Origin of the sequence: Paraburkholderia sp. GAS42, assembly GCF_050436565.1 — a bacterium.
Lineage (GTDB): Bacteria > Pseudomonadota > Gammaproteobacteria > Burkholderiales > Burkholderiaceae > Paraburkholderia.
The window spans coordinates 39,904-65,830 of sequence record NZ_JBNDML010000011.1 but is presented as its reverse complement, the minus strand read 5'-3'; the positions used below and the strand labels follow the sequence as shown (position 1 = coordinate 65,830).

The 25,927-nt window shown below is 60.2% G+C and carries 29 protein-coding genes and 1 pseudogene; 4 read left to right on the top strand and 26 right to left on the bottom strand.

Translation table 11 applies throughout. The features are described from left to right. Positions 1–393: 393 nt before the first annotated feature. The 3 genes and pseudogenes from uraH to P3T16_RS17660 form a co-directional block, all read left to right on the top strand. Positions 394–747: a hydroxyisourate hydrolase gene (uraH, locus tag P3T16_RS17670; protein WP_429343243.1), complete on the top strand. Its 354-nt coding sequence runs from the start codon at positions 394–396 to the stop codon at positions 745–747. Between the two features lie 228 nt (positions 748–975). Beyond that, positions 976–2,169 (top strand): urate hydroxylase PuuD, encoded by a 1,194-nt coding sequence (locus tag P3T16_RS17665; protein WP_429259443.1) that lies wholly within the window; start codon positions 976–978, stop codon positions 2,167–2,169. Between the two features lie 209 nt (positions 2,170–2,378). Continuing rightward, a pseudogene (locus P3T16_RS17660) lies at positions 2,379–2,492 on the top strand (transcriptional regulator); the annotation flags it as partial. Between the two features lie 158 nt (positions 2,493–2,650). On the opposite strand, the gene P3T16_RS17655 reads toward P3T16_RS17660, so the two are convergent. The 13 genes from P3T16_RS17655 to P3T16_RS17595 all read right to left on the bottom strand — a co-directional run bounded on the left by P3T16_RS17655 (position 2,651) and on the right by P3T16_RS17595 (position 13,155). After that, positions 2,651–3,163, bottom strand: coding sequence for an ureidoglycolate lyase (locus tag P3T16_RS17655; protein WP_429259444.1), 513 nt, complete (start codon positions 3,161–3,163; stop codon positions 2,651–2,653). After that, a complete protein-coding gene (gene alc / locus P3T16_RS17650; protein WP_429343242.1) occupies positions 3,160–4,173 on the bottom strand; it encodes an allantoicase in 1,014 nt (337 codons plus the stop codon). The genes P3T16_RS17655 and alc overlap by 4 nt, the downstream gene beginning before the upstream one ends. Positions 4,174–4,243: 70 nt before the next feature. Further along, positions 4,244–4,765 carry a 2-oxo-4-hydroxy-4-carboxy-5-ureidoimidazoline decarboxylase gene (uraD, locus tag P3T16_RS17645; protein ID WP_429343241.1) on the bottom strand — a complete coding sequence of 174 codons (522 nt, stop codon included), beginning with the start codon at positions 4,763–4,765 and terminating at the stop codon, positions 4,244–4,246. Beyond that, positions 4,762–5,712: an allantoinase PuuE gene (gene puuE, locus P3T16_RS17640; RefSeq protein ID WP_429343240.1), complete on the bottom strand. Its 951-nt coding sequence runs from the start codon at positions 5,710–5,712 to the stop codon at positions 4,762–4,764. The genes uraD and puuE overlap by 4 nt, the downstream gene beginning before the upstream one ends. 155 nt (positions 5,713–5,867) lie before the next feature. Further along, positions 5,868–6,722, bottom strand: a complete 855-nt coding sequence (locus P3T16_RS17635; RefSeq protein WP_429343239.1) for an aspartate/glutamate racemase family protein — start codon at positions 6,720–6,722, stop codon at positions 5,868–5,870. 20 nt (positions 6,723–6,742) lie between these two features. Next, positions 6,743–8,230: an NCS1 family nucleobase:cation symporter-1 gene (locus tag P3T16_RS17630; RefSeq protein ID WP_429343238.1), complete on the bottom strand. Its 1,488-nt coding sequence runs from the start codon at positions 8,228–8,230 to the stop codon at positions 6,743–6,745. A gap of 294 nt (positions 8,231–8,524) precedes the next feature. Then, positions 8,525–9,235 (bottom strand): GntR family transcriptional regulator, encoded by a 711-nt coding sequence (locus P3T16_RS17625; RefSeq protein WP_429259450.1) that lies wholly within the window; start codon positions 9,233–9,235, stop codon positions 8,525–8,527. Positions 9,236–9,557: 322 nt separating this feature from the next. Next, a complete protein-coding gene (gene ldcA / locus P3T16_RS17620) occupies positions 9,558–10,484 on the bottom strand; it encodes a muramoyltetrapeptide carboxypeptidase (RefSeq protein WP_429343237.1) in 927 nt (308 codons plus the stop codon). A 39-nt stretch (positions 10,485–10,523) separates the two neighbouring features. After that, complete coding sequence (gene tadA, locus P3T16_RS17615) at positions 10,524–11,084, bottom strand: tRNA adenosine(34) deaminase TadA (protein WP_429343236.1); 561 nt, start codon at positions 11,082–11,084, stop codon at positions 10,524–10,526. Continuing rightward, positions 11,081–11,482 carry a DnaJ family domain-containing protein gene (locus P3T16_RS17610; protein WP_429343356.1) on the bottom strand — a complete coding sequence of 134 codons (402 nt, stop codon included), beginning with the start codon at positions 11,480–11,482 and terminating at the stop codon, positions 11,081–11,083. Before P3T16_RS17610 ends, tadA begins: the two co-directional genes overlap by 4 nt. 174 nt (positions 11,483–11,656) lie before the next feature. Next, positions 11,657–12,025 carry a lysozyme inhibitor LprI family protein gene (locus tag P3T16_RS17605; protein ID WP_429343235.1) on the bottom strand — a complete coding sequence of 123 codons (369 nt, stop codon included), beginning with the start codon at positions 12,023–12,025 and terminating at the stop codon, positions 11,657–11,659. A gap of 108 nt (positions 12,026–12,133) precedes the next feature. Then, on the bottom strand, positions 12,134–12,823 hold the full coding sequence (locus P3T16_RS17600) for a 2'-5' RNA ligase family protein (RefSeq protein ID WP_429343234.1): 690 nt from the start codon (positions 12,821–12,823) through the stop codon (positions 12,134–12,136). Between the two features lie 137 nt (positions 12,824–12,960). Beyond that, entirely contained in the window at positions 12,961–13,155 is a 195-nt protein-coding gene (locus P3T16_RS17595; protein ID WP_429343233.1) for a hypothetical protein, read from the bottom strand. Between the two features lie 272 nt (positions 13,156–13,427). Between P3T16_RS17595 and P3T16_RS17590 the strand changes: the two genes are divergently transcribed. Beyond that, complete coding sequence (locus P3T16_RS17590) at positions 13,428–13,586, top strand: hypothetical protein (protein WP_429259457.1); 159 nt, start codon at positions 13,428–13,430, stop codon at positions 13,584–13,586. Positions 13,587–14,336: 750 nt separating this feature from the next. On the opposite strand, the gene P3T16_RS17585 is transcribed toward P3T16_RS17590, so the two are convergent. The 13 genes from P3T16_RS17585 to P3T16_RS17525 form a co-directional block, all read right to left on the bottom strand. Continuing rightward, on the bottom strand, positions 14,337–15,482 hold the full coding sequence (locus tag P3T16_RS17585; RefSeq protein WP_429343232.1) for a porin: 1,146 nt from the start codon (positions 15,480–15,482) through the stop codon (positions 14,337–14,339). Between the two features lie 137 nt (positions 15,483–15,619). Continuing rightward, on the bottom strand, positions 15,620–16,606 hold the full coding sequence (locus P3T16_RS17580; RefSeq protein WP_429343231.1) for a YncE family protein: 987 nt from the start codon (positions 16,604–16,606) through the stop codon (positions 15,620–15,622). Positions 16,607–17,197: 591 nt separating this feature from the next. After that, a complete protein-coding gene (locus P3T16_RS17575) occupies positions 17,198–17,845 on the bottom strand; it encodes a glutathione S-transferase family protein (protein ID WP_429343230.1) in 648 nt (215 codons plus the stop codon). Positions 17,846–17,852: 7 nt separating this feature from the next. Beyond that, entirely contained in the window at positions 17,853–18,389 is a 537-nt protein-coding gene (locus P3T16_RS17570; protein WP_429343229.1) for a chromate transporter, read from the bottom strand. Between the two features lies 1 nt (position 18,390). Then, positions 18,391–18,951, bottom strand: a complete 561-nt coding sequence (locus P3T16_RS17565; protein ID WP_429343228.1) for a chromate transporter — start codon at positions 18,949–18,951, stop codon at positions 18,391–18,393. A 53-nt stretch (positions 18,952–19,004) separates the two neighbouring features. Further along, positions 19,005–20,549 (bottom strand): tripartite tricarboxylate transporter permease, encoded by a 1,545-nt coding sequence (locus P3T16_RS17560; protein WP_429343227.1) that lies wholly within the window; start codon positions 20,547–20,549, stop codon positions 19,005–19,007. Between the two features lie 12 nt (positions 20,550–20,561). Beyond that, complete coding sequence (locus P3T16_RS17555) at positions 20,562–21,095, bottom strand: tripartite tricarboxylate transporter TctB family protein (RefSeq protein WP_429343226.1); 534 nt, start codon at positions 21,093–21,095, stop codon at positions 20,562–20,564. Positions 21,096–21,239: 144 nt separating this feature from the next. Further along, positions 21,240–21,620: a VOC family protein gene (locus tag P3T16_RS17550; RefSeq protein ID WP_429343225.1), complete on the bottom strand. Its 381-nt coding sequence runs from the start codon at positions 21,618–21,620 to the stop codon at positions 21,240–21,242. A 45-nt stretch (positions 21,621–21,665) separates the two neighbouring features. Further along, a complete protein-coding gene (locus tag P3T16_RS17545; RefSeq protein ID WP_429343224.1) occupies positions 21,666–22,664 on the bottom strand; it encodes a tripartite tricarboxylate transporter substrate binding protein in 999 nt (332 codons plus the stop codon). A 38-nt stretch (positions 22,665–22,702) separates the two neighbouring features. Beyond that, complete coding sequence (locus P3T16_RS17540; RefSeq protein ID WP_429343223.1) at positions 22,703–23,686, bottom strand: ABC transporter substrate-binding protein; 984 nt, start codon at positions 23,684–23,686, stop codon at positions 22,703–22,705. 181 nt (positions 23,687–23,867) lie between these two features. Next, complete coding sequence (locus P3T16_RS17535; protein WP_429343222.1) at positions 23,868–24,605, bottom strand: GntR family transcriptional regulator; 738 nt, start codon at positions 24,603–24,605, stop codon at positions 23,868–23,870. Positions 24,606–24,768: 163 nt separating this feature from the next. Next, positions 24,769–25,116: a glutathione S-transferase N-terminal domain-containing protein gene (locus P3T16_RS17530; protein WP_429343221.1), complete on the bottom strand. Its 348-nt coding sequence runs from the start codon at positions 25,114–25,116 to the stop codon at positions 24,769–24,771. Positions 25,117–25,148: 32 nt separating this feature from the next. Further along, positions 25,149–25,895 carry an SDR family NAD(P)-dependent oxidoreductase gene (locus P3T16_RS17525; RefSeq protein ID WP_429343220.1) on the bottom strand — a complete coding sequence of 249 codons (747 nt, stop codon included), beginning with the start codon at positions 25,893–25,895 and terminating at the stop codon, positions 25,149–25,151. Positions 25,896–25,927 lie beyond the last annotated feature (32 nt).

The following is a 25,927-nucleotide window of genomic DNA, read 5'->3' as shown; positions in this document are numbered from 1 at the left end:
CAGCGTACTGCGCCGTCTTCGGGATGCACAGCACGCTGCGCATGGCGTAACCTTCAACGGCCAAAATTGCGCTGGCAATTCGCCCAGTCGCCATACTTGTCTTCACAAACTCAATATATCGGTCAATTTTGGTGCCGGCAGGATCGGTTCAGGTCTCGGCGTGTGAGGGGAAACCCGTATCCAGCAAGCTCGGACGGCGTATGTTCATGCGCCAGGTATTATCTTTCCTATCGGGCACGCGCGAATGCGACATCCTTTTTACAATGGCTGCCACGGCGCTCGCTTCAATTCGCCGACGGGTATGTAGCCACTGACGTGGAGCCTCGATCCGCCGCAACGTATTCTGGATCGGGCCGCCGCTGAAACTCGCAATTTACACAAGGAAAACTGCGAATGGGCAAGCTCACTACCCACGTGCTCGACACCGCGAACGGCCGTCCCGGCGCCGGCATCAAGGTCGAACTCTTCGCGCTCTCCGGCGACACCCGCCGCGCGATCAAAACTACCACCACCAATCACGACGGCCGTTGCGACACGCCGCTGCTCGAAGGCGAGGCACTCGTCACCGGCGAATACGAACTCGTGTTCCATGCCGGCGATTACTTCGCCTCGATCGGCACGAAAGCGCCCGAACCGCGTTTCGTCGATCGCGTCGTGCTGCGTTTTGGCGTTGCCGATGCCGGCGCGCACTGGCATGTGCCGCTGCTGGTGTCGCCGTGGTCATGGAGTACGTATCGCGGCAGCTAAGGTGAACAAGGTTGCATCGACGCGTGGGCACACAGGCGGTAAGCGGATCCGAACTGGCGGCAACGGTGAACGCCGCACATCCCCGCACCGCGCCGCGAATCAACTGAACCAGCCAGCAACGAGCCGCGTTACCGCCGTTTTGCAGATGCCTGGAGACGCACCTGCAAAACGCCGTCGAATCGAACAGCAAGGCGCTACGCGCCAACGAATGAGAAGTGGAGGCGTTTCATGGAAGGCTTTATTACCGACTGGCTGAATCTCGCGATTCGCTGGTTTCACGTTATCGCTGCGATCGCCTGGATTGGCGAATCGTTTTACTTCGTCGCGCTCGACAACAGTCTGAAACCGCCGACTGATCCGAACCAGCGTCGTCGCGGCGTGTTCGGTGAACTGTGGCACGTGCATGGCGGGGGCTTCTACAACATGCAGAAGTACACGGTCGCTCCGCCGGAGATGCCTGAAGACCTGCACTGGTCGAAGTGGCCGTCGTACACGACGTGGCTCTCGGGCTTTGGTCTTTTCACCGTGCTGTACCTGTTCGCGCCGAACACGTACCTCATCGACAAAAACGTGCTCGATATGGGACCGGTCGTCGCGATCTTTTCGGCGCTCGGTTTTCTCGCGGCGGGCTGGATTGTCTATGACTCGCTGTGCCGTCTGCTGGGCAACAAGGACAGCGTGCTCGGCATCTGCGTCGGCATTTACGTGCTGATCGCCGCCTGGCTTGCCTGCCACATCTTCGCAGGCCGCGCGGCTTATCTGATCATGGGCGCGATGCTCGCAACGATCATGTCGGCGAACGTGTTCTTTGTCATTATTCCAGGGCAACGCAAGATGGTCGACGCGATGCTCAAGGGCGAAGTGCCGAACCCGATCTACGGCAAACGCGGCAAGCAGCGCTCGGTGCACAACACCTATGTGACGCTGCCCGTCGTGTTCGCGATGCTGTCGAACCACTACGCGATGACATACACGCATCCGTACAACTGGGCCGTGCTCGTCGTGATCATGCTGGCCGGTGCGCTGATCCGTCAGTTCTTCGTGATGCGTCATCGCGGCCAGGTGCTGTGGTATCTGCCGCTGGTCGGCATTGCGCTGATGTTCGTCGCGCTCGTCTGGACGATGCCGAAGCCAGTGGTCGCGCAGGCGCAGGCCGCAAACGCGCCGGTCGTCAAGGTCGCGGATATCCAGCCGGTGTTGCAGCAACGATGCGTCGCGTGCCACTCGGCACATCCGACGATGATGGGCAGCGCGCCGGCTGGCGTGCTGTTCGATACGCCGGACGAAATCTCGCAGAACGCGCAGCGCATTTATCAGCAGGCGGTGACGCTGAAGGCGATGCCGCTTGGCAACGTCACGCATATGACCGACGACGAGCGGCAGAAAATCGCCGCCTGGTTTCAGGGCGGTGCGGTGAAGTAATGGGCGATGACGGAGGGCTGACGGATCTCGGCTTTTAGTGTTCCCGATGTTCGACATCAGGACGGGCCTTCGCGCGAGCGAAGGCCCGTTTTCATTTATGCCCCGGGGCACGAACACTTATTTTTGTGTCCCCTGGGCTACATTTTTGGCACTGTTGGCCATTGATGCAGCCCACAGGCTACGGATTGATAGGTGATTTTGTGCCTTATATCCGCTTGCTGGAGGCAGCCGGCTATGACCTGAAAGTCGTTGCTCACGGGCACGGGCGCACGCTTGAGGACATCCTCGCCGAGCAGCGTGCATCGAACGAGCCCGCGCAATAAGACTCGATGTTCAGCCAGCCGAACCTTCGCGGGAAATCATCGGCCGCTCGCTGCTTGGGAAACGTGGCGGAATTCAGGCCCCGGCTGACTCAGCAAACAAAAAACCCACGAACTATGCCGTGGGTTTTTCTTTTTGCAGCGTCGAGCTGTTCAGGCAGTCAAACCGAAACCGCGCTCAATGCATCTTCGATCAGCCAGAGCGACTCGGCCAGGTCCTGCTCGTTGAGGTTGAGCCCATCGCCGCCACGATCGACGACGATAAAATCGCTCACGTCGCCAAGCGCGATCAGCGGATGATGCCAGACGCCCTTCGCGTAGTTCACGCCTTGCCAGCCGCTCGTGACGAAAGCGCGGATCTCCGAAGGATCCAGTTCGCCCGCCGGCGCGACGACGACCAGATACGGCTTGTCGTTCAACGGCACGAACGCCTGGCTGCCGAGCGGATGCCGCTCGAGCATCTTCACTTCGAACGGCAGCGCGCGCGGCTGTCCTCGAAACAGATTGACGAGCGTGCGACCGCCCTCGTCCGTCACGTCCACTTTCGCGAGATCGTGAAAGCGGATCGTCGTGCCGAGGTTGATCGGGATCTGCTTCGCGCCCTCGAGTTCGATCACGTCGCCGAACGGGGCGAACGCTTCGCGCGTCAGCGGTTCGATGGTGAGCGTTTTCATGATGCGAGCGTGCCCCACAGACGCAGACGCGATACGCCGCCGTCCGGAATGATGTTAAAACGCACGTGCGTAACCGGGCCGAGCGCAGTGACTTCGCTTTCGAAGTAATGCTGCTTGTCCATCTGCAGCTTCTGTTCGCCGAGCAGGACCGGCCAGAACATCGCCTGCGTCACCAGCGAACTGTCCGTGCCGCCCGTCACGTACGCAGCCTGGATCGAGCAGCGATCCGGATAGTTGCCCTTGAAGTGCGCCGTGTCGACCTCGATTTTTTTTATCACGCCGGGTTGTGCGAGCGCGACGATCGCCCAGTCGTTACCCGGCTCGCGACGTCGACGCGTTTCCCAGCCGTCGCCCATATTCACACCGCGGCCCGGCATCAGGATCGTCGACGCCGCGCCGAAATGCTGGTTGTTCGCGGCAACGAGGTACGCGCCGTTTTCCATCGCGGCCAGATCGAACTGCTCCGTGCGGCTCGCGCCCGCCCAGTCGACCTGCGGCTGGCCGTACACACGCAGACGCGCGACGCCGCCGTCCGGATAGATGTTGATGCGCAGATGCGTAAACGCATTCGCATCGGCGACATCGACGTAATGATGGCTGTTGCCCTGCAGCGTCATCGACGGAACGATTTCGGTCCATTGCGTGGACTGGTTCGGCGTGCCGTCCACCACGCGCGCTGCTTCAACCGATGCCGCCGGCGGGAAGTTGCCGGTGAAATGGCTCGTGTCGATGTCGAGGCCCTTGATCACGCCTGGGCGCGCGAGTTTCACAATGCACCAGTCGTAGCCGCTGACACGCTTGCGACGCGTTTCCCAGCCATCCATCCACTTGCCGTGATCGTCGTACTTGCCCGGAATGAAGACAGCCGGCTCCGGATTTAGCATGCGCTCCTTCGGCGCGAAGAAATCGTCGCTGGTTTCGAGCGCCTGTGCGCCCAGACGCGGATCCGCCAGGTTCACATAGCGACGCGTGAAATCGGGAGCGTTAGGATCGAGAATCGGGAGTGCCATCGTAGTCTTCCTTGGTTTCTGTTAGTGCCTGCTGGTACAGACGCGCTTCGGCGCGAGCGACGTGATGCACTTACGCGTCGATCAGGTCGTCGAGTCTGAAGCGGGCGATGCGATAGATCTGGTCGAGGCTTGCGCGCAGTTCGTCCGGGCGGCTGTTGTTCACGCGCGCCTCGAAGTTCGCAATGATGCCGTGACGGTCGTAGCCGCGCACCGCGAGAATGAACGGAAAGCCGAACTTCTCGCGATAGGCCAGGTTCAGGCGCAACAGCTTGTCGAATTCTTCCTGCGTACATTGCGCGAGGCCGGCGCCGCTCTGCTCGCGCGTCGATTCCGCTGTGAGCTCACCGCGCACAGCGGCTTTACCCGCAAGCTCCGGGTGGGCGTTGATCAGCGCAAGCTGCTTCTCCTCGCCGGCGGTTTCGACCGCGTTCGACATCGTGTGATGCAACGCATCGATGTCGGCATACGGTCGCTGTGTAGCGGCCACTTCGGCCACCCATGGCGAGTGTTCAAAAATGCCCGACAACGCCGCAACGAAGGCGTCGGTCGAAATGTGATTGAGTTGATCGAGGGTGTATTGCATGGCCTTCATGCCGCTTCCCCGTGGTTGTTCTGCTGGTAAGGATGGTGTTCGTGCCAGTGACGCGCGATGTCGACGCGACGCGTCACCCAGACGCGATCGTGCTGCTCGATATGATCGAGAAAACGCTGGAGCGCACGGAAGCGGCCCGGCCGGCCAAGCAGCCGGCAGTGCATGCCGATCGACAGCATCTTCGGTGCTTCGTCGCCTTCTTCGTAGAGCACGTCGAATGCGTCGCGCAGGTACGTGAAAAAATGATCGGCTGTGTTGAAGCCCTGCGGGCTCGCAAAACGCATGTCGTTGGTATCGAGCGTATACGGAACGATCAGTTGCGGTTCCTTTTCGCCGCCCGTCACCTCGACGTCCATCCAGAACGGCAGGTCATCGCCGTAGTAGTCCGAGTCGTACAGGAAGCCGCCGTATTCAGCGACCAGTCGATGCGTATTGGGGCTGTCGCGACCGGTGTACCAGCCGAGCGCACGCTCACCGGTGACGCGCGCGATGGCTTCCATGCCAAGACGCATGTGCTCCGCTTCCTTCTCCGGCGGCACGTCCTGATAGTGGATCCAGCGATAGCCGTGACACGCAATCTCGTGCCCAAGCTCGACGAACGCGCGCGCGAGGTCCGGATGACGTTCGATCGCCATGCCGACACCAAACACCGTCAGGGGCAACTGACGTTTTTCGAACTCACGCAGGATGCGCCACACGCCCGCTCGCGAACCGTACTCGTAGATCGACTCCATGCTCATGTGACGCGACGGATACGCAGCCGCGCCCACGATTTCCGACAGGAACTGCTCCGAACCCGGATCGCCATGCAGCACGCAATTCTCGCCGCCCTCTTCGTAATTGAGCACGAACTGCACAGCGACGCGGGCGCGCCCGGGCCAGTTCGCCTGCACCGGATGGCGGCCGTAGCCGATCAGATCACGCGGGTAGTTCGAATCGAGTGGCATGGTTTGACGAAAACTGGGTAGTGACGTTGCGACGGGAATTCGCGGGGGCGGCGGGCGCAAAGCGGCTAAAACCGCGTTGCTGTCCTGCCGCCAGGACGAAGTCAGTGTAGCGAAAACACCCGGATGCGCCCATACATCCGGGCAGATAGTGCGGGTCAGAGGGAATGTATGTGCGCTTGTGGCGTGGGCGCCGCCTCGCCATTCATGGAGCCCACGTTTACCCCTACGCCGGCAATGTTCGCGGCGCCGTAACCAGCAATGCCCGCACCGTCCTCACCGGTCGGGCTAAACCGCGCGAACTCGCCGTCGTAGCGCTTCGCCAGCGGGCGCGCGTAGTCGCCGCGCTTTGCCGTACGCAGACGCAGCGACACCAGCACCTCGACCCATTTGACCGCCGCAGTAACGCCTTCCACGACCGGCGCACCCAGCGCGTCCTCGATTTCCGCGCACAGTTCGGCCATGCCCGCACAACCGAGCACGATCGCGTCCGAGCCATCTTCTTCGAGCGCCCGTCGGCATTCGTCGAGAATGATGCGGCGCGCCGCCGAACCGGGCCGATCGAGTTCGAGCACGGCGACATCCGTCGCGCGCACGTTGCGGCAGAAGCGCTTCATGCCGTAGCGCTCGGCAAGATGCCAGGCCATGCCGCAGGTGCGCGACAACGTCGTCACAACCGAGAAGCCCGGCGCCAGCACGCTCGCCGCATGCATCGCAGCTTCGGCGATGCCGATCACCGGTCCGCGCGCCAGCTCGCGCGCCGCGTATAACCCGGGATCGCCGAAGCATGCGATCACGTAGCCGTCGAAGCCCTCACGTTCGCCCGCCTCGATCTCGGCAAGCAGGCCAGGCGTCGCAAGCGCTTCGTCGTAGTAGCCCTCGATCGACGGCGGTCCCATCGTCGGGCTGACCGCAACCAGTTCCGTGCCCGGCGCGACGACGTCGCGTGCGCAGCGGCCCATTGCCTCCGTCATCCGTTGCGTCGTGTTGGGATTGATGAGCTTGATACGCATATCGACTCCTTGCTGCAGCGTCACTTACTGCGCACGAGTGCGCGATAGAACCCGGCGCCAAGCAGCGCGCCAATGAACCACGAGAAATTCGCCATACCGTTCATGCCCGGCACGAGCACGCACGCAACCGCAATCGCCGCCGCCGGCAGCAACGCGGCAACTGCCGTGTAGTTCACGCCGTTGCGATACCAGTACGCGCCCTTTTCCGACATCGTGTAAAGATCGTTCAACTTGATCTTCTGACGCTTCACGAGGTAGAAGTCGACGATCAGCACACCATACAGCGGTCCAATAAAGCTGCCCAGTACGTCGAGCGTGTAGTGGATTACAGCAGGGTTATTGAACAGGTTCCACGGCGTGATGAAAATCGACGCCACCGCCGCCAGCATCCCGCCTGCACGCCAGCTGATAAGACGCGGCGCCACGTTCGAGAAGTCGAACGCCGGCGAGACAAAATTCGCCACGATGTTGATCCCGATCGTCGCGATCGTGAAGGTCAGCGCACCGAGGATGACAGCCATCGGATAGTCGATGCGACCGACCGTTTCGACCGGATCGGTGATCAGCTCACCGAACACTGGCAGCGTCGCCGCAGTCGTGATCACTGTGACCAGCGAGAACGCGAGGAAGTTGACCGGCAAGCCCCAGAAATTGCCGCGCTTCACGCTGCGAAAGCTCTTGCCGTAGCGCGAGAAGTCGCCGAAATTCAGCATCGGCCCGGAGAAGTACGACACCACCAGCGAGATCGCGGTAATCATCACCGGCACGACTTCCATGCCGTGATACTTCACGCCGCCTAGATTGATGCCGATGTTTTGCCAACCCGCGCGCCACACCATATAGCCGGCCAGAATGAACATCACGACGTACACGGCTGGGCCGGCGAAGTCGATGAACTTCTTGATCGTTTCCATGCCGTGCCAGAACACCAGTGCCTGGAGTACCCACAGGAGCATGAAGCCGGCCCAGCCGATGGTCGACAGGCCCATGAAGCCATGATGATGCACGTCCGCGTACGGCAACATCTGCGGGAAGAACTTGAGCACGACGATCACGAGCGCGCTCGACGCAAGATAAGTCTGGATGCCATACCACGCGACCGCGATCAGTCCACGAATCACCGCTGGCACATTCGCGCCGAGTACCCCGAACGTCGCGCGACACGCGACCGGGTAAGGCACGCCATTCTGCTGGCTCGGTTTCGCGATCAGGTTGCACAGCACGTTGACGAATCCGATGCCGACGAGCAGCGCAATCAGCACCTGCCAGCTTGTCAGGCCGAGCGCGAACAGACTGCCCGCGAACACATAACCACCAACGCTATGCACGTCCGACATCCAGAACGCGAAGATGTTGTACGCGCTCCACGTTTGATGACGCAGCGGCGCAAGATCTTCGTTGTACAGACGTTCGCTGTAGCCCGCGGGCATGGACGGGTCGCCGCTACCGGCGTCGTCTTCGAATGCAGGGATGGCGGGATTGCCCGGTGCTGCGCTGAACTGAGCCATGACTCCTCCTTGAGATGAAACCGTCGAACACTGAATGAGGGGAACTGAAACCCGTCTGCGAAGCGCGCCGGTTTTCGTTCCGGTGAGCAGCCTTCGCATGCGGTCCGCGGTGTCTCCGTACTTACGTACTTGTGTTTATCGTTCGGAACGAGCCGCGGACCCGTGCCCAAACGTTTCGAGAGCGTGGCGAGCACTGCGCGTCATCGCAGGACCGATGGCGCGCATCTACTCGACTCACTTCACATTCAGTGCGGCGCGGCCTCTGGCGGGCGCGCCCGGTGTCATCTTTCCGGCTTACGCTGACTTGCCAGCCCGCGAGCCAAATATCTCGTGCAGATCGGCCGCGCCGTTTGCCGGCCGGTCGAGCATCTTCAGTTCGACGCTTTGCAGATGGCGCGACATCAGGGCCGCGGCCTCCGTAGCATTGCCCGCGCCGAGCGCGGCAAGAATCGCTTCGTGATCTTCGAACGAACAGGGGCTTCGACCCAGCGATTCGTACAGTGCCGAAATCAGTGTCGAACGCGCGACGAGGCCGTTCAGACAGTCACACAGCACCGTGTTGCCCGTCAGCGATGCAAGCTCGGTATGGAACTCGCCGGACAGACGGATCCACGCGGGGAAATCACGCGTTTCGAACGCCTTGCGCTCGCGGCCGATCATGCCGCTCATGCTTTTCAACCGGCGCATTCCGTGCCCGGTGCAAATCTTTTCGACGACCGCAAGTTCAATGATGCGACGCATCTCGAAGACCTCGTGGACTTCCTGCAGCGACGGACTCGCGACGAACGCACCGCGATTCGGCTCGAGATCGACAAGCCGGTCGGTCGCGAGTAGCGCAAGCGCCTGACGGATCGGTCCGCGCTTCACGCCGAACACCTCGCAGAGCTGCGCTTCGGTCAGCTTGGCGCCTGGCGAAAGCCGGTGCTCGAGGATCGCGGCGCGGACGCGCTCGGCGATCGCTTCGGGTTTGGTGCCAGTGGACGCTGCGGATGTGTGTTCGGACATGATGTGTGTCTCACTATGTTGGTCATCTTAGGATGGACATAAATATTGTCAACAATTTTTAGATCGAATTAGTGACAATCCCTGGGTGCGACGCATGAAGCAGGACCCTGTCGAAAGCGCCAAAGCGCGGAAGAAGCGGGTTTCTGAAGGGTTTAACCACGACACAGATGGCTTTGTTGGCTCATTTTTTGTCAACAACTTCTTCCTTCTGCGATGTGCTATGTGTTGTTCCAGACGGCTTAAAACAGGACAGTTAGTTGCGTTTTACGCTAAAAATTAAAGCGGGCAAAAACCCGCTCCCCTGTTCCCGGCGGGTTGAACGTCAGGTGAGGTGCGGGTATCCGGAAACCGTCAGACTGAACCCCTGCCCGTCTGCCTCGAGACGCGCATCAGCGCCCACCGGCAGCGTCAACATGTCCTCGACATGTCCGAACTGAAGGCCTGTGATCACCGGGATACCGATCACCGAGCGAACCTGCTCGATCATCGCGTCCAGGTCGTAGCCGTTGTCGTAATCGAACGATCTGCCGCCCGAGAAATCGCCGAGCACGAGCGCCCGCTGGCGCGCGAGAATGCCCGACAGGTGTAGTTGATAGATCAGCCGTTCAACGCGGAACGGCTGCTCGTTGATGTCTTCCAGGAAGAGAATGCCGTTCTCGACAGGCGGCAAATACGGCGTGCCGATCAGCGAAGCCAGCACCGCCAGATTGCCGCCCCACAGCGTACCGCTGACGTCGACGGGCTGAGCCTGCGGGACGCGACTTGTCACTGTAAAGGACGGTTTCGACAGCGCGTCCCAGAAGTGCTGCATCGTGAAGTCACTGACTTTCTCCGCGCCGAAGTCACTCATCAGCATCGGGCCGCCGAAGGTCGTCAAACCCGAACGCGCCAGCAACGCCATCTGGACCGCCGTGAAATCGCTATGACCGACGAGCGCCACCGGCTGATCCGACAGGCGTCGCTGCAAACCTTCGTAATCGAGACCGTGCAGGATGCGCACCGCACCGTAGCCGCCGCGCACGGTCAACACGATGTCGGGCAGCTTCTGGGACCTGTCGGCGAGCCGGTTGAGTTCCGCTGCGCGTTCACCGTCCGTGCCGGCGAAGCGCTGAAAGCGCCGCTCGGTCGCGTGCACACCCACCACGTGATGCCCTTGCTGGCGCAACCGGCCAAGCGCGCGATGAACGACAACCGGATCATGCGGATAGCCCGAGGGCGCGATCAGTTCGATGGTGCGATGCACGGTCATAGTCGAAATAGGTGAACGGTCTGGTGGAGACGGCCCAGATTAACGCGGTTCGGCCGGCGTGGATGTGGTTCCGGCCACAGCCGCCGCTTCTGCGCGGGCTGAACGGGCTTCGCGACTCGCGCGCCGCCGGTCCGCGAAGAAGGTTTTGAGCGCCGCGCCGCATTCGTCTTCGAGCACGCCGCCGGTTACCGTCGTGTGGTGATTCAACTGTGGATTCGCGAACGCGTCGACAACGCTGCCACACGCGCCTGTTTTCGGATCGCGTGCGCCGAACACGACGCGCGCGATACGCGCATGCATGATCGCGCCAGCACACATCAGACAGGGTTCGAGCGTGACAAAAAGTTCGCAGCCGGGCAGCCGGTAGTTTTCGAGCGCCTGCGCCGCAGAGCGCAGTGCGGCCATCTCGGCATGCGCCGAAGGATCGTGCCCGCTGATTGGATGATTGAAGCCTGTCGCGATGACTTCGTCGCCACGGACGAGAACCGCACCGACGGGCACCTCGCCTGCGGCTCGCGCCGCTTCGGCAGCGGCCTGAGCGAGGGACATGAAATGGCGATCGCGTTCATTTGAAGCGGGATCCGGGACAGGCTCGCTCACGACGAGGCTACCTCGCTGGCACCGTCGGTCAGAGCGCGCTCCGACAGCCTTTCGGCGATGCGCCGGCAATATTCTCGCGGCACAACCATCGGGCAGCCGCGCAGGGATTCGAGCGCCATATCGAGCGCGAGCATTTTTGCCTGAAGACGGCAGCGCCTGGCGCTGTCACTGACAGCTGTCAGTTCATTCTGCAGGTCGCGCAGCGCCCGCAGCTGTTCGACCGCCGGCGGCACGAAGCCCGCGTTCTTCAGAATCCGGTTCGCGACGCGTACTTCTTCAGGGACAAGAGCGTCATCGTCGAGCGCCAGCGGCAGGCCGGCACCCTGTAAATCGTCGAACTCACCACGCGCGGCCGCAGCGGCAATGCGTTGTTCGACCAATGCATCAAGCAATCTCATCAGCAATCCAGCACGTTGAGGCTCAGGCATTCTAGCAGGGTGCTGGAAGGAAGTTCCGGCATCGATCCGATGAATTCCTCGGTTACGGATTGGCCATCCGGCGGGCGCGCGTGCTATGCGCGGGTGCCCCCGAGCGGCATGTCGTGCAAAACTGGCGTGCGCCATTGCCGATGGCTACTGGTTTCCGCAAGACATGTCTCCCTCCTGGCAGTGCAACTGCTCGCTGAGCAGCTTTGTCTGGGCCTGCGTGAGCTGGTCGAGGCAGGCCGCATGAACCATCGGATGAACGCTTCCATCCACGCTACCCAGCGTGTTGAATTCGCATTGCGCATCCCGCCACGCGAGCCACGCCCGTTGCGCCTTTTGCAGCTTGTCGCGGCCGGCCCGGCTGCTTTTCGTCGACAACGCTCTGTAAGTCTCGTTGAGTTTCTTATCGGACGCCTTGAAGTCGCGGCTGGCGCACATATTCATGCTGGCCTGATTCATCGGGTTCTTGCAGTCGATGTCGGCGGCGACGGCGGAAGCGCTCGTGAACAGGAGCACGATGGCGGCAAGGCAATGTCGATGCATCCTGGTGTTCCTAAAAGGTCGTGTGCGCGGGGGACCCGGCTCAGCTAAAACGAGTAACGCCATTCGTCCGCTCTGGCCACGTTAGTGGCACGGCGCTCCATCCAGTTCCGGCGCACTTTCGTCGGACGCCGGCAGCAATTGCCATCGTCCAATCGGCACGTGGCGCTTTTTCCCGACCAGGCTGTGTACCAGCACAAATTCGCGTCCGGTCCATCTGACGGGCTCCACGACTTTACAGAGGCGCGGCCGTCCGCCAGCATGACTGTCATAGAGCAGTGTTACGTGCGGCCGGTAGGAGGCACCCGCTCTGCTCAGCAAGCCTACCCTGTTCAGCCCCGCGCCGAGCACCTCGCGAAAAGCGGTCAATGTGCCGGGCCCGTCGCTGCCCGTCAGGACCACGGGCCGACGAGGCAGCGAGGTGCCGAAATCCGTTGCCATGTCGAACGCAACATCAAAAGTCGGCGCGGCAATGGCCTCGCCCACTCGGAGCGCGGCCGCCACGAGTTCCGGCGGCAAGCCATTCGCATAAACGCCAAGCGAGAACAACGTTACGTGAAACCGCCCGGTCAAAAGCGGTTTACCTTGCAGCCTGTAGTTACCACGCAACGCCTCGGCGATCCTCGCGATATGTGTAGCAGTCTTGGAATCCGGGTAAATAGCAAAAAATAACGCATCTGTGGAGTTCGGTACCGGTTCGATTCCTGGCAACGCAACCTGACCTGATACGATTTCCGGTTGCCCCCGTGCCGTACGAAAAGTCTGGAATGCCAATGTCGGATACCTCACTGCAACGACTCTAAAGCTTCCTTGCGCGGCTCCGAGCGACTGTTTTCTGCATCCGGAATGGCGCTTGCACGCTCCATCCCACCCCTCGTGTACTGTACATTTATACAGTATTTGAGGCAAGTTCAAGCTGCCTCAGAAGCCGAAAAATCTCGACGTTGCCAGATAGGTTCGCGGCAAATCCATTCGGGCCAGATTGCAGCGACGACGACATTCTCTTCACGCGCCAGCGCATCCGGCGACAGGTTACCTGTTGCTTCCTGCGCCTGTTCCGTAGAGACGATTGTCGAAGCCGCCCGCTCCTTCGGTCTTGTTTGCATTGCCGACCGTCGGGCCGCGCCTTATCTCTGGCGTCTCGCGGATCTGCCTCATTTCGGCTCGCCTCGAAGAATAGATAAGGCGAAGACGAGCACAAACGGTATCTGTGAACGGGTGGACTGCTGAAATGGCGTTGCGCGCGCGAGTGCGTGGCTAAGGCATGCGGCGGTCGGCCACACCGGGAAGACTATTTTCCGCTCGCTTTTTATCAGGGAAAACCCTATTATTGCATCCAAGGGAAAACCCTCGAATCAGCCTTCAACCGGGAAACATCATGAGCTATCTTTTCGCACTCTTTCAAAAGGTTAGCGACCTTTTCGCGTCGCATCATCTTCCGCTGGATTCCGATTACTCGTACGAAGCGCGTCATCGCGAAGCGCAACGCGTTCGCCAGTCGCAAGCAACGTTGTTCGGTATTCGTCTGACAGATTAAGCGGTACCGGTAAGCGCACGCCCCAAACGGCAGCGTCCGGAAACGACAAAACGCCGATGCACTCAGGCGGGTAGCGCCACGGCACATCTATCAGTGCGCTGAACACTCCTGCACCGCACGCGTTCTCAGGGCGTTCGCCGCCCGAGCGGCCTCTTTCCCCACTTTGCCGCAACTGCACGCGCGCGCCCGATAAAAACGGGGCCCGCGGCCTCGTTTTATCGCGTTACCCGACAGGCATCGCTGTCCGCCGGAAACGTCCGCTCATTCCCACTCAATTGACAACCACCTTCCTGACACACAGCGACTTCGCGATCGACGCCAGTGTCATCAAGGCCGACGCCAATCGCACCCAAGGTATCGCCGGGACTGAAACAATCGACTGGAGTCCCGGCGAAGGGCCCAGCAGTGCGGTGCGGCGCGCGAGTATCTGGCGACGCTCGACGAGAATGATACTGATGGGCAGGCCGTAACAGCGTCGCTGGAACCTGCAACGCTAGCAAGGAACATTTCGCTGACCAATCCAGCTGCGCGTTGGACCGCAGCGCCCGGCGGTCCCGTGTTCCATGCCTGTTCGTCCAATTGTCTGATCGATCTACAGACTGGACGTTAGCCAGAAAACTGCGAGTCCGACTAAATCCGGCCAACTCCTATTGTCATGTCACTTATGCGCGAAGCCGAACCATCGGATTGGCCCCAATTTGACGAGGAGTGTTCATCACTGAGGCGGTGCGCCCTCTTTCCACAGAATCATCAGAACTTGGTTGTCAGCCCGAATATGAGCGCAACCTGATTGGGTGTACCCGAACTCGACTCCAGATCTCCCACCGTCCCACCCGCCGATACGATGTGACTGCCATCCTGGCTGAAGGTGGTTCCATGAGCGTGTGAGTAGCCACCGATTGCGTAAAGCGTAGTGCGCCTGGACAGGCTGTACTCCATTCCAGCGGCCACGTTGTTGTAGGTTGCCGATGAACCGCCGGTTGACTTCGTGTAGGTGTAGCCGATGTTTAACGCGAGTGCTGGTGTCACCTGATAATCGAGAGAGGCCGCACCGGTGTTAAAGGTTTCTTTCTGATTAAACGCAGCGTGGATGGCGTAGGGTTTCCATTGCGCATTGCTATAGCGCACGTTAGCAGTCAGTTTGTTCCAGACGTACTGGGCCGCGACGTGGGTTATCAGGCGCGAACCCACAAACGCGGCATCGCCATATAGCGGCGTAACCGAACTGTTCTGAGTCTGGTCGGCCGTACCGACACCGCCCGGGCCATCATTCCTGGCAAAGACAAATCCAGCCGCCACGCTGAAGGCGCCATGAGTGTACGCAAGCGCAGCCGAGGAAGATTCCTGTGATGACGCACTACCCGCTACGCCTCCCAGGGCGTACATCAGTTCAAACTGTAGACCAGCATAAGTCGGACTGGTGTACTTGATGGCGTTTTGCAGGCGAAATGTATTGTCATTGTTGTCGGCGTCTCCGGGAGTGGTAAACGCGGGTCCGTAAACGTCGGCGGTCAGCGGTTGAACCAGATCGACGGTCGTGTCCAACTGACGACCGACGGTGATTTTCCCGAAGACATCGCTGTTGACCCCAACCCATGCATTTTTGCCAAACAGGCGGCCGCCTTGACTCAGTTTTCCCGAATTAATGTTAAACCCGTTTTCGAGGTTGAAAATTGCCTGAAAACGATTACCCAGATCTTCTACCCCCTTCATGCCCCACTGGTTGGCCGTCAGGTCGGCACCTTGCAGCTCGACGAGGGAGGCATGTCCGGTATTGTTGTAGTAAGCAATCGCGTTATCGAGTTCACCGTAAAGCGTGATGCTACTTTGCGCCTGAGCAGCAGACGCAACAACCAGCATCCCCAAGGCGACGCTAGAAATGGCTATTTTTTTCATCAATAATCTCCATTTTATATAGTTATACTAATTACATTTCAGAAATATTCGAACAATAACGGATTGCTAATCATTCATGACGTCGGCGGCGCTTCCCTCGTGAATTATCTGGTCGCCTCCGTCCAACAAAAATCCGGTCAAACAGGTTCGTACACGGCAACCTTGTTGCTGGTGTCGAGATATACAAAGATGCGGTGGGTGGCCGGATCGACGGCCAATGTGTGCGCGTTCTTTTCGGTCTTCAGATGATCGACCACCTGCTTCGCGTCGAGATCGACTACCTCAGCGCTTCCAATCTTGTCGCCAACGAAGACCCGGCGGGCCGCCACGTCTACAGCAATTTGATCGATATCGCCGCCCTCGAAAGGGATGCTGTCGACCAGCTTGCCGTCTGGGTCGACGATCAGTATTTTCTTGTCGCGGCTACCGATAATCAGATGCCCTGCCTGACTGTCGTAAACCATGGGCTTGGCCGCTTTCCTGAGATGGAAATCCCATACCGCAACGACCTGACTGGAGTTCGGATCAATCACGTCGACAACATTGTCGACGGGCTGGTAAATACGATCCAGGCCCGGTACGTAGAGGTTGACGTCCGGACCATCTTTGGCGGGTTGAGGGCGCAGCTCAATGTTGCCGATGCGCGTGAATGGCGCATCACCCTCGAATACTGTTTCGGTATTGCTATCGTCATTGGCAACAAAAACCTTGCCGTTTTGCGTGTCTATCGTCACGCCATCGGATTTTTTGCCACCAGTGTCGACACTCGCTACCTGCTTCAAGATGTTCTTGTCGATGACAACCAGTTTATTGGCGGTGGCATCGGCAACGAACGCATACTTGTCGCCGACGGCGATACCGTTACCATCCTCGATGCCCCCGATCACAGCCTTGACGGCAAGCTTGTCTGCATCAATGACCACGATATTGTGGTCGGGCGACTGCACGATCCAGGCGGTATGAGTCTGGGGATCGAAAGCCACCCAATCGCCATGCCCTCCATTTCCTGGCAGATCGATTGTCTTGACAAGCTTGTAACGGGACTGAGCACTAGCCCAGGAAGCACTGGTCAGCGCAACTGCTCCTACGACTACAAGAACCGCAAGCTTCGAAATACGACGCATGACGTCTCCTGATTGTTTTCAATCTTAAATAGCCTTAGCGATTGCACAGGCTCTCCCGGATCCGGAATCTTCTTATGATTAGGATGCCTATTTTTATTGATTAGCCTTTACTACTTGCCTGATGAAACGGCATCGCTGAGTTACTGCCGATGCCGCGTCTGGCTATCCGCCGCGTGCGCGCCTCGCCGCACGGGTGCCTGCAGACAAACCGCTTTGACCATCCTGCTTTGCAGCTCGCCTGGCCGCGAATTGGCTATCGAGCGCACGAGGCCATTGCGGACCTCAAGACTTGAACCGTTCGAAGCACGAGGTGTTGTCCTTTTCTGCGGCTCCTTGCACTGCATTGACATGCGCCTCAAGTGGCGTTGGGCCTTTCGTTCATCAGGAAGCCCAAGCGTTCGCCACTCAGAGTTGAAAAACACACGCCCGGCTTTTAATCAAGGTCCATGAAATCGAGTCTAGATTGTCGAATGCGTAATGTCAACACTTTACTTTTCTACATCTCTGCCATTTCGAGCTCATCGCCGCCGGCGCCGACAACGGTTCGAATGGTCGACACGTGTGCCGCGTCGGCACCGCATCACTCCGTCGTCATTGCCGCACGGCCACGCGATATGCCGGACGATCGGTCATTCTTCCCAGCCAGTCCCTCAGGAACGGCAGTTCAGCGTAGGTCCCGAAAACATCGGCGAACTGCTCCGCCAGGTCGAACCAGCGCACCGCAGCCAGCGCGACGCCTATATCCGCGACCGTAAAACGCCGCTGCGCGAGAAAGAGCCGGTGGCACAGCGCGTCGTCCGCAATTCGAAGCAGACGAGCGGCTTCCCGATGCGAGGTCTTGATCGCGTCGTAATTGCGCTCAGCTTCCGGCACCCGCGTGAGACCCAGAAACGCGACCCGCAACGTCGCCCAAAGCGTCCCCAGTTGCCAGTCCATCCAGCGCTCGACTTCAGCACGTGCCGCCGGATCGACCGGCAACAATGCACCCGCCCCTCGTGATGACGCAAGATAGCGAACAATGGTGTTCGACTCCCACAACACAACGTCACCGTCGACGAGCGTAGGCACGAGGCCGTTCGGATTCAGCGCCAGGAACTCGGGCGTATTCACCACGCCGAACTGCAGGCCCGCGTCAATGCGTTGAAAGTCTCGTCCTTCAATCAAACTGAGTTCGGCAAGGCACCAGAGCACTTTCTGCACGTTAATCGAACTACGTCTGCCGTAGAGTTCCATGAACATCCACCCCTCAAAACATCGCGCCGAGACCGGCATGCACGAGCCCAGCCGCAAAGAGCACGACGAGCGGATTCATCCTGGGCCGCGCCACGAACACCACCAGCGCGATGGCCGCGAGGCCCCAGATCATCCACGTCGTGGACGACGAACGCAGCACAGAGAACGCGCTCGCGAGGATCAGCCCGGTCGCCACAGGCGCAAGTCCGCGCTCGGCCGTTCGATGCCACGGGTGCTGATGGTGCCGCGTCCACGCAAGCGTCGCGCCGTACGCAAGGACCGACGACGGGACAAACAGCGCTAACGACGCAACGACTGCGCCAGGCCAGCCAGCCGCTTTCCAGCCGATCAGCGTAGTCAGCAGCGCGCCAGGCCCGGGTGCAGCCCGCGATATGGCAAACAGATCGACAAACTCGGCCTGCGTCACCCAGCCGTGAATCGCCACGGCTTGCTGGTTGATGTCGGCGACGATACTCTGGCCGCCGCCAAGCGACAGCAGCGAAAGCGGCACAAACACGACAATCAGTTGCAAATACAGATTGTCGCGCATGCTAACCGCCCCTCGAAGCAACGACCAGGCCGACCGCACCCGCGACGATCGCGACCGGCACGAGCGGCCAGCGCAGGACACCGACCGCGAGGAACACGGCCAGGATCAGCAGCAGCGGCCAGCACTCGTCAGCAAGCAGCGTACGCGCCGTGCGAAAGCCTACCGACGCGGTCATGCCGACCGCAGCAGCGGCGACCCCTTCGAGAAATCGATGTAGCCACGCAAGCTGGGCAAACTCGTGAAATATCGTCGCGAGCAGCACGATTGCAACCATCGGCGGCACGAGCAGCGAGGTGACCGCTACTACGCTGCCGATTGCGCCTTTCATCCGGTAGCCCACGTAGATCGACAGATTGACCACGTTGGAACCGGGCAGGATCTGCCCGAGCGTGAGTGCGCCGAGAAACTCGGCATCTGTCAGCCAGCCACGCCGTGTGACGACCTCGCGATAGATCCACGCGGACAGCCCGCCCCCGAAGCTGGTCAAGCCGACCCGCGCAAACAGCAGCAGAATCTGCAGCAACGAGACATCGGTTGCTTCACGCTTCACCACCGTTTGCATGTCGGTCTACCTTTGTTGTCCGAGATCTGGACGCTCGCCGGGCGGCGCCCCGTTCAATGCCGCTCGTTGGCGAGCCGATGCTCCGCAATCTGCTCCTCAGCTTCGTGCAGCAGCTTTGCCGACCGTTTACGGCGGCTCCAGACCGATGCGATCACGCTGATTGCCGCGCACGCGAGCAGGCCGGCCGCGATGGGACTGCGTACGAACGTGCTCGAATCGCCACCCGAAATCGTCAGTGCCTGACGGAACGACTGCTCGAGCGTATGACCCAGGATCAGGCCGAACAGTAACGGCGCCTTCGGAATGTCGAACTTGCGGAACGCGTAACCGAAGATGCCGAAAAAGAGCGCGAGGAACAGATCGAAAACGTCAGTATTGAACGAATAAACCCCTGCCGACGCGATCACGAGAATCACACACAAAAGCACGCCGGGAGGCACATACAGAATGCGCGACAAGATCCCGACCAGTGGCAAGTTGAGCACCAGCAGCATGATGTTGCCGATATACATGCTCGCGATCAGCCCCCACACGAGATCCGGCTGCGTATGGAACAACATCGGACCCGGCTGGATGCCGTACATGATGAACGCACCCATGATCACGGCTGTCGCACCGGAGCCGGGAACGCCAAGCGCCAGCAAATGCACGAACGCCCCGCACGTATCCGCATTGGTCGCCGCCTCCGGCGCCGCGACGCCTTCGATCGCGCCGTGACCAAACTCCTCAGGATGCTTCGAGATTTTCTTCTCCAGCACATACGAGAGCATCGCCGCAAGCGTGCCGCCGAGGCCGGGCGCCGCACCGCAGATGAAACCGACAATCGAGCCGCGGAAGATCGCCGGACGAGCGCGGTGCCACTCATTGCGGGTGAACCACAGCTTGCCTTCTACCCGCACCGTATGCATCGTGCCGCCAAGCGTACCCTCAACCATCCGGCTCACCTCCGAGATCGCAAAGAGGCCCACCACCACGACCAGGAAGTTCACGCGGTCCTGCAACTGTGTCAAACCGAGCGTGAAGCGCGGGACGCCGCTTTGCAGGTCGATGCCGACCGTCGCGAGACCGAGTCCCATGAACACGGCCATCATGCCCCTGGCTAACGAATCGCCGGTCAGCGCGCCGACGGTCGAGAGCGCAAAACAGATTAAGGCGAAATATTCTGCAGGGCCGAAATGCAACGCGACGGCCGCGAGTGGCGCTGCGACGAACGAGAGCGCGGTTACACCCATCATCCCGGCGATGAACGAGCTGACCGCCGCAATCGCCAGCGTTGCTGCCGCACGGCCCTTTCTCGCGAGAGGGTAGCCGTCGAGCACGGTCATCACCGCTGCCGCGTCGCCGGGCGTGTTTAACAGAATGGCCGTCACCGCGCCGCCATACATGCAGCCGTAGTAGATGCCAGTGAGCATCATCAGCGCGGAGGTCGGGTCCATGCCGAAGGTAACCGGAATCAGCAACGCGATGCCGGCCGACGGACCGATGCCCGGCAGGTGGCTGATCATCGTGCCGATGAACACGCCAATAAGCGTGTAGAGAAGATGCATAGGCGTCGCGGCGACCGCGAGTCCGTGCAGAATGCCGTGCAAACTGTCCATGATGCGAGCGCCTCAGAAGGGGAGGAAGCCCGTCGGCATCGGAACACCGAGAAGCTGGGAGAACAGCAGATCGAAAAACACCGTGACACCCAGCGCGATCGCGAGATTCGTCTTGAAGCGGTTGCGATTGAAATAGATGAGCAGACCGAACAGGAAGACCGAAGTAGCAAGCAGATATCCGGCACGCTCGAAAACCAGGTAGTAGAGCGCTGTCCATGCCACCATTCCGGTCAGGATGAGCGGATGGTTTTTCGATTCATGCGCCTTATCTGCATGAGCCACTTCGGCGGCCGGTCCTGCGGCCCGTTTTGCGGCCGGTTTTTCAGGCGTATCGGTATGCGCGTGCGAGCGGTTCCTGCTGCGTCCTTCAAGCAGTAACACCAATGCCGACGCGATCAGCCCCACACCGACGAGTGCCGGAAACGCCTTCGGGCCGAGCGGGTCGCTCAGTCTGACTTCCGGCAATCGCATGTCCATGTATAGATAGACGGCGGCCAGCGCGATCACGCAAAATGCGAGCCACGCATCGCCCTTGATGCTTTTCATGTCTCCTCCAGTTCGACCCCGGCACGACCGCCAGAAAGGCAGTCGCCGCCGGTCCGTATAGCAAGCGAGGTCGCGCAAACCGCTGCGGATTACCCGTCCTCTGCTGCGTGCTGCCGATACCACTCGCGCCTTATGTCCGGCGCTTCACTTTTCGTTGTAGCGGCCGGGCTTCACGACTTCGGCAATCGTGCCATCCGGCGCGCGGAACTTGAGCGCGCCCTCGCCCTTCGCGGACAGGATCTCGCCGCCGTACTTCTTGATCCGCTCAGCAGCAGCTTCCTGGTCGTCGACCGTGACGCCCCAGTGATGCAGGCGCGGACCGGCCCCGGCCAGCTGCGCTTCATGTGAATCTTCGCTGTCGTACTTCATCAACGTGAAATCGATGTGGCCATCCGTCATGTGGCGCGAGATGTGTTCGCGGTTACGCCCGGTCTTCACTTCCGTGAAGCCGAACACTTCCGAGTAGAAACGTGTGGCCGCCTCGAGATCATCGACCTTGACTGCGAGGTGAACGATGCGTGACATATGGTTCTCCATGTCGGTAGGTGCTACGGGTTAAAGAAAAGCGCGTTATTTAGCGAGACCGAGATCGGTCAGCAACGGGCTGAGGCGATCACGCTCGCCGTGAAGAAAAGCACGTGTCTGCGTGCTGTTCTGATAGTCGGCGGTCCATAGATTGCGCTTGACGGCTACCGCCCATAGCGGCGACGCAGTCGCTTTCTGCAGTACGTTGTCCCACCAGGCGATCTCCGCGGGCGTCATGTTCTTCGGGCCAACGAGTACGCGCCACGTCGTGAAGTCGACGTTCGCGCCCTGCTCCTTCCAGGTCGGCACCGTCGCCAGCGCGCCGTCTTCACGTTTGTCGCCGGAAATTGCAATCAGGCGCACACGGCCCGCCTGGCTCGGCCCGAGCACGACGCCGGCCGGTGTCGCGGAGATGGTGACGTGCCCGCCCATCAGCGCGGTCATTGCCTCGCCACCCGAGTCGAAGAACACCACTTTCATCTTCTTCGGGTCCTGACCCACGCTCTTGACGACAAGCGCCGCTGCATCGTGGCTCTGGCCACCCGGCGAACTCGACACACCCATCGTGACGGACGAGGGATCCTTCTTCAGCATCTGGATCAGATCCGCGCCTGACTTGATCGGCGAATCGCCGGGCGCAGAGAACACCACTTGCTCCGTGACCAACACGGCCAGCGGTGTCACATCGTCGATGCCCACGGTGCTGAGTCCGGTGATGCGGTTCGTAATCAAGGGCAGCGCCTGGACGGTGACGTAATGGCCGTCACCTTCGTGCGAATTGATGTACGCGATGCTGACCGTGCCGCCGCCGCCCGGTCGGTTCATTACCGTGACCGGTTTGCTCGACAGCTTTTCCTGCTGAATGACGCTCTGAAGCGTGCGGGCCACGAGATCGAGTCCGCCGCCTGGCGCGCTCGGCACGACAATCTCAATCGGTCGATGCGGCTGCCACGCGTCGGCTGCGTGGGCGTGTGCGGCATATGTAGAGATCAGCGCAGCGCAGATCCCCCACATGACGCCAGCTGTTCCAAGTCTCCTTCTCATCACATCGTCTCCTGGTTTTTTTGGCGCTCTTTAGTCGTTTAGAAATTGAATCCGTCGAACGTACTGGTAGCGAAAAGCCGCTCCATCGGCACCTCCTCATGAATCAGGCCGTCGCTTCTTGCGTAACGCTGCAACGTATCGAGATCGGCGCGATTCTCCTTCACGCCGTAGCGCCAGTAGTCGTTACCCATCACCGATTTCACACGCTCGAATTCGGAAGTGATCCACGGATGCATGACGCGCAACGTGTCGGTGACCGCAAGTTCAGCCAACGCCAGGTCCCGTGATTTCCTGAATGCTGCGTATACGTTGACCGGCAGCCAAGGATGCTGCTCAACAAGCGTACGGCGGATGCCGAGCATGTGCATGGGTGGAAACAGGCCCGTCTTGCCAAACCACGCTTCCTCGTCGCTCCTGAAGTCTGGAAAGAGCCGCCGAACGCGCTCGTTGCGACCGAAGCACGACGGCGACTTCGGCGCGATTACGGCATCGATATCTCCAGCGTCAAGCAATCTCGAGAGCGTCTGGTCCGCGCCGATCGGCTCGATGCGGATATCGTCCGGCAGGCTGTACGGCACCCGTGCCTCACGCCCCGCCTGCTCGAGCCCACCGACGACCCAACTCACGTCGCGACTCCCGACACCGTACTCGTCACCGAGCATGCCGCGCACCCAGATTCCCGCAGTTTGCTGAAAATCGGGTACACCGATGCGACAGCCCTTGAGGGCTTGCGGAGAATCGATACCGCGATCAGTGCGCACGTAGATCGCGGAATGCCGGAACGATCTCGACAAAAACACTGGCACGCCGATATAGCTGCTCGTGTCACGCGCCGTAGTCAGCAGATGTGTGCCCAGCGATAACTCCGAGATGTCGAATTCGGCGTGACGAAACGCGCGCTGAAAAAGCTCTTCGGCGGGACCCCTCACAAAATTGATCTTGCAACCTTCGATCGCGACCTTTCCGTCAAGCAGCGCGCGGGTTCGATCGGTAATCTGGCAAGCCAGTGATAGTTCAAGCATAGGAAAAATTGCCGTAGGTTGATGTGAAAACCTGAGCACAGCAGTCAAAAGTTTATTTTTCGCACTACTACTAATACGTAGTACAAAATAATTCGACTATGCCCAACTACTGGTTAAGCACTCATCTAGATTGATCTATCAGATGTTGAGAATCGCCAACGGCTTGCGCCGCTCCACTTCGTCAGGCGATCCTGTTACCGGCCTCCTGACGATCCTCATCCGCACCTGCCTTCGCCATCCCGTCCAGCGCCATGAGCATACGTTCCTTGCCCTTCGACACGTGACTGAAGCTCGTTTCGTAGCTAAGGGTCGCATTCCCCGACTTCAGGGCACTGACGATCTCGCGATGCTCTTCGTTCGACTGTAGCAGCGCGCCGCGCTGAACCAGTCCGTGCACGCGGAACAGATGAAATTCCTTGACGAAGCCGCGATAGAGCTTGGTCAGCCGCGAATTGCCGGTCGACCGCACCATGTAATCATGGAACTCGAGATTCAACGGATCGAAGCGCGAGAAGTCGCCTTTCTCCGCGGCTTCCTGCATCTGATCGACGTACGCATCGAGTTGATTCGCCATTTCTTGCGTCAGGATTGGCGCGAGCAGTGATGCGGCCAACGCGGTAAGCCCCGCACGCAGATCGTAGACTTCGATGGCGTCATCGCGCGTCACGCGCTGGATGAATACGCCCCTTTGCGGGATCAGATATACGAGCCCGAGTTCGGCCAGCGAACGGCACGCTTCCCGCACGGGACCGCGGCTCACGGAAAGCTTGTCGGCAACAGCCTTTTCATTCAGCCGCTGCCCCGGCTTGAGCTCACCGCTCAGGATCATTCGCTCGATCTCGTGCTGTACGACACCGGTCAAGGTATTCGCCCGAAAGTCGGCCAGAGAGACGGTAGCAGGGTTGTGATCGGTTTCCATGAAATGGAGTCTAGGGTGCCACACCCAAAATGTCAACACTTTACTTTTTTCAATCCACTACCGCCAAGACTCGCATACCAGTCTGGAAGGCGAGGTTCGGCGCGTCTCTGTTGCTTCATTGTCCAAACGGGTGCGCACTACTGGCGAACGCATATCAAGAGTGCTACCTGCGGCAGACCGCAAGGGTTTTCAACTCTTCGGTGAACTGTTCGAAGGCGGGTATACGAATGGCCACAACGGCCTTTTCTTCCGGGGTCGTGCCGAACAGGCTCGCTTGCGGAAAAGCATCATCGAGGTAACGCATGATCACCGGCGCCTCGCCGATGGCCGTGCCGTCATCGAGCACGAGCGTCGGCACGACAGCGCGCGGATTGATGGCGCGGTAGCGTTCCGAGAACGGCTCCTTCGATCCGAGATCGACGGAAACCAGTTCGATATCCAGGCCTTTTTCCGCCGCCAGGATACGAACGCGGCGCGCATTGGGCGAACCGCTGGAGTGATAGAGCTTCATCGTGTTTCCTTTGTGTTTGAGAGAAGAGCAGATCAGAGCTTCGATCCGCCGTCGACGTGCAGGGTGTCGCCGGTGATCCAGCGCGCCTCGTCGGAAGCCAGGAACGCCACGGCGGCGGCGACGTCGTCCGGTTCGGCCATGCGCTTGAGCGCCTGGATACCGAGGGCGAAATTCCGCCCGGCCTCGGTCCTGGTGAAGTTCGACATGTCTGTAGGCACGATGCCCGGCGCCACCGCACTGACCCGGATGCCGCGTTCGCCCAAGGCCGCGGCGAAGTGCTTGACCAGGGTGTCGATAGCGCCCTTGGTCGCCGAATACGCCGCCAGCGTGCCAATAGCCGATTGCGCGGCCAACGAAGACAACAGCACCACGCTGCTGCCCTTGCACATCACCGGCAGCAGTTGCTGGACGAGGAAGAATGGCGCACGCACGTTCACCGCAAACAGATCGTCGAAATCGGCCACCGTGGTGTCCTCGATCGACGCCGCACGCGAGATGCCCGCGTTGGCCACCAGGATGTCGAGGCGACCTCCAATGATGTCGCGCGTGTATTGGGCGAGTTGATGTGGCCCATCGGCCAGGCGCAGGTCGGCGGCGATCTTTTCAGCCTTGCCGCCGGCCTGGCGGATTTCTGCGACAACCGCATCGGCTTCCCTGGCACCGCTGCTGTAATGGACCAACACCTGCGCGCCTTGTTTCGCCAGGGCCAATGCACTGGCACGGCCGATACCACGCGAAGCGCCTGTGACCAAGGCGGTCTTGCCGGAGAGATTGTTCATGGGAATGCTCCTGAGTCTCGGGAAGCAACGAC

Bases quoted from the DNA above. Each gene is read 5' to 3' on its own strand.
- alc (WP_429343242.1), bottom strand. From the start codon at position 4,173: ATGGCACTCCCGATTCTCGATCCTAACGCTCCCGATTTCACGCGTCGC.
- P3T16_RS17540 (WP_429343223.1), bottom strand. From the start codon at position 23,686: ATGCTTGAACTATCACTGGCTTGCCAGATTACCGATCGAACCCGCGCG.
- P3T16_RS17630 (WP_429343238.1), bottom strand. From the start codon at position 8,230: ATGGCTCAGTTCAGCGCAGCACCGGGCAATCCCGCCATCCCTGCATTC.
- P3T16_RS17535 (WP_429343222.1), bottom strand. From the start codon at position 24,605: ATGGAAACCGATCACAACCCTGCTACCGTCTCTCTGGCCGACTTTCGG.
- P3T16_RS17655 (WP_429259444.1), bottom strand. From the start codon at position 3,163: ATGAAAACGCTCACCATCGAACCGCTGACGCGCGAAGCGTTCGCCCCG.
- puuE (WP_429343240.1), bottom strand. From the start codon at position 5,712: ATGCCACTCGATTCGAACTACCCGCGTGATCTGATCGGCTACGGCCGC.
- uraH (WP_429343243.1), top strand. From the start codon at position 394: ATGGGCAAGCTCACTACCCACGTGCTCGACACCGCGAACGGCCGTCCC.
- P3T16_RS17595 (WP_429343233.1), bottom strand. From the start codon at position 13,155: ATGCAAACAAGACCGAAGGAGCGGGCGGCTTCGACAATCGTCTCTACG.
- P3T16_RS17635 (WP_429343239.1), bottom strand. From the start codon at position 6,722: ATGCGTATCAAGCTCATCAATCCCAACACGACGCAACGGATGACGGAG.
- P3T16_RS17570 (WP_429343229.1), bottom strand. From the start codon at position 18,389: ATGCGCGACAATCTGTATTTGCAACTGATTGTCGTGTTTGTGCCGCTT.
- uraD (WP_429343241.1), bottom strand. From the start codon at position 4,765: ATGAAGGCCATGCAATACACCCTCGATCAACTCAATCACATTTCGACC.
- P3T16_RS17545 (WP_429343224.1), bottom strand. From the start codon at position 22,664: ATGAGAAGGAGACTTGGAACAGCTGGCGTCATGTGGGGGATCTGCGCT.
- P3T16_RS17555 (WP_429343226.1), bottom strand. From the start codon at position 21,095: ATGAAAAGCATCAAGGGCGATGCGTGGCTCGCATTTTGCGTGATCGCG.
- P3T16_RS17610 (WP_429343356.1), bottom strand. From the start codon at position 11,482: ATGAGATTGCTTGATGCATTGGTCGAACAACGCATTGCCGCTGCGGCC.
- P3T16_RS17525 (WP_429343220.1), bottom strand. From the start codon at position 25,895: ATGAACAATCTCTCCGGCAAGACCGCCTTGGTCACAGGCGCTTCGCGT.
- P3T16_RS17575 (WP_429343230.1), bottom strand. From the start codon at position 17,845: ATGTTCATGGAACTCTACGGCAGACGTAGTTCGATTAACGTGCAGAAA.
- P3T16_RS17580 (WP_429343231.1), bottom strand. From the start codon at position 16,606: ATGCGTCGTATTTCGAAGCTTGCGGTTCTTGTAGTCGTAGGAGCAGTT.
- P3T16_RS17585 (WP_429343232.1), bottom strand. From the start codon at position 15,482: ATGAAAAAAATAGCCATTTCTAGCGTCGCCTTGGGGATGCTGGTTGTT.
- P3T16_RS17625 (WP_429259450.1), bottom strand. From the start codon at position 9,235: ATGTCCGAACACACATCCGCAGCGTCCACTGGCACCAAACCCGAAGCG.
- P3T16_RS17560 (WP_429343227.1), bottom strand. From the start codon at position 20,549: ATGGACAGTTTGCACGGCATTCTGCACGGACTCGCGGTCGCCGCGACG.
- P3T16_RS17565 (WP_429343228.1), bottom strand. From the start codon at position 18,951: ATGCAAACGGTGGTGAAGCGTGAAGCAACCGATGTCTCGTTGCTGCAG.
- P3T16_RS17550 (WP_429343225.1), bottom strand. From the start codon at position 21,620: ATGTCACGCATCGTTCACCTCGCAGTCAAGGTCGATGATCTCGAGGCG.
- P3T16_RS17665 (WP_429259443.1), top strand. From the start codon at position 976: ATGGAAGGCTTTATTACCGACTGGCTGAATCTCGCGATTCGCTGGTTT.
- P3T16_RS17590 (WP_429259457.1), top strand. From the start codon at position 13,428: ATGAGCTATCTTTTCGCACTCTTTCAAAAGGTTAGCGACCTTTTCGCG.
- P3T16_RS17530 (WP_429343221.1), bottom strand. From the start codon at position 25,116: ATGAAGCTCTATCACTCCAGCGGTTCGCCCAATGCGCGCCGCGTTCGT.
- ldcA (WP_429343237.1), bottom strand. From the start codon at position 10,484: ATGACCGTGCATCGCACCATCGAACTGATCGCGCCCTCGGGCTATCCG.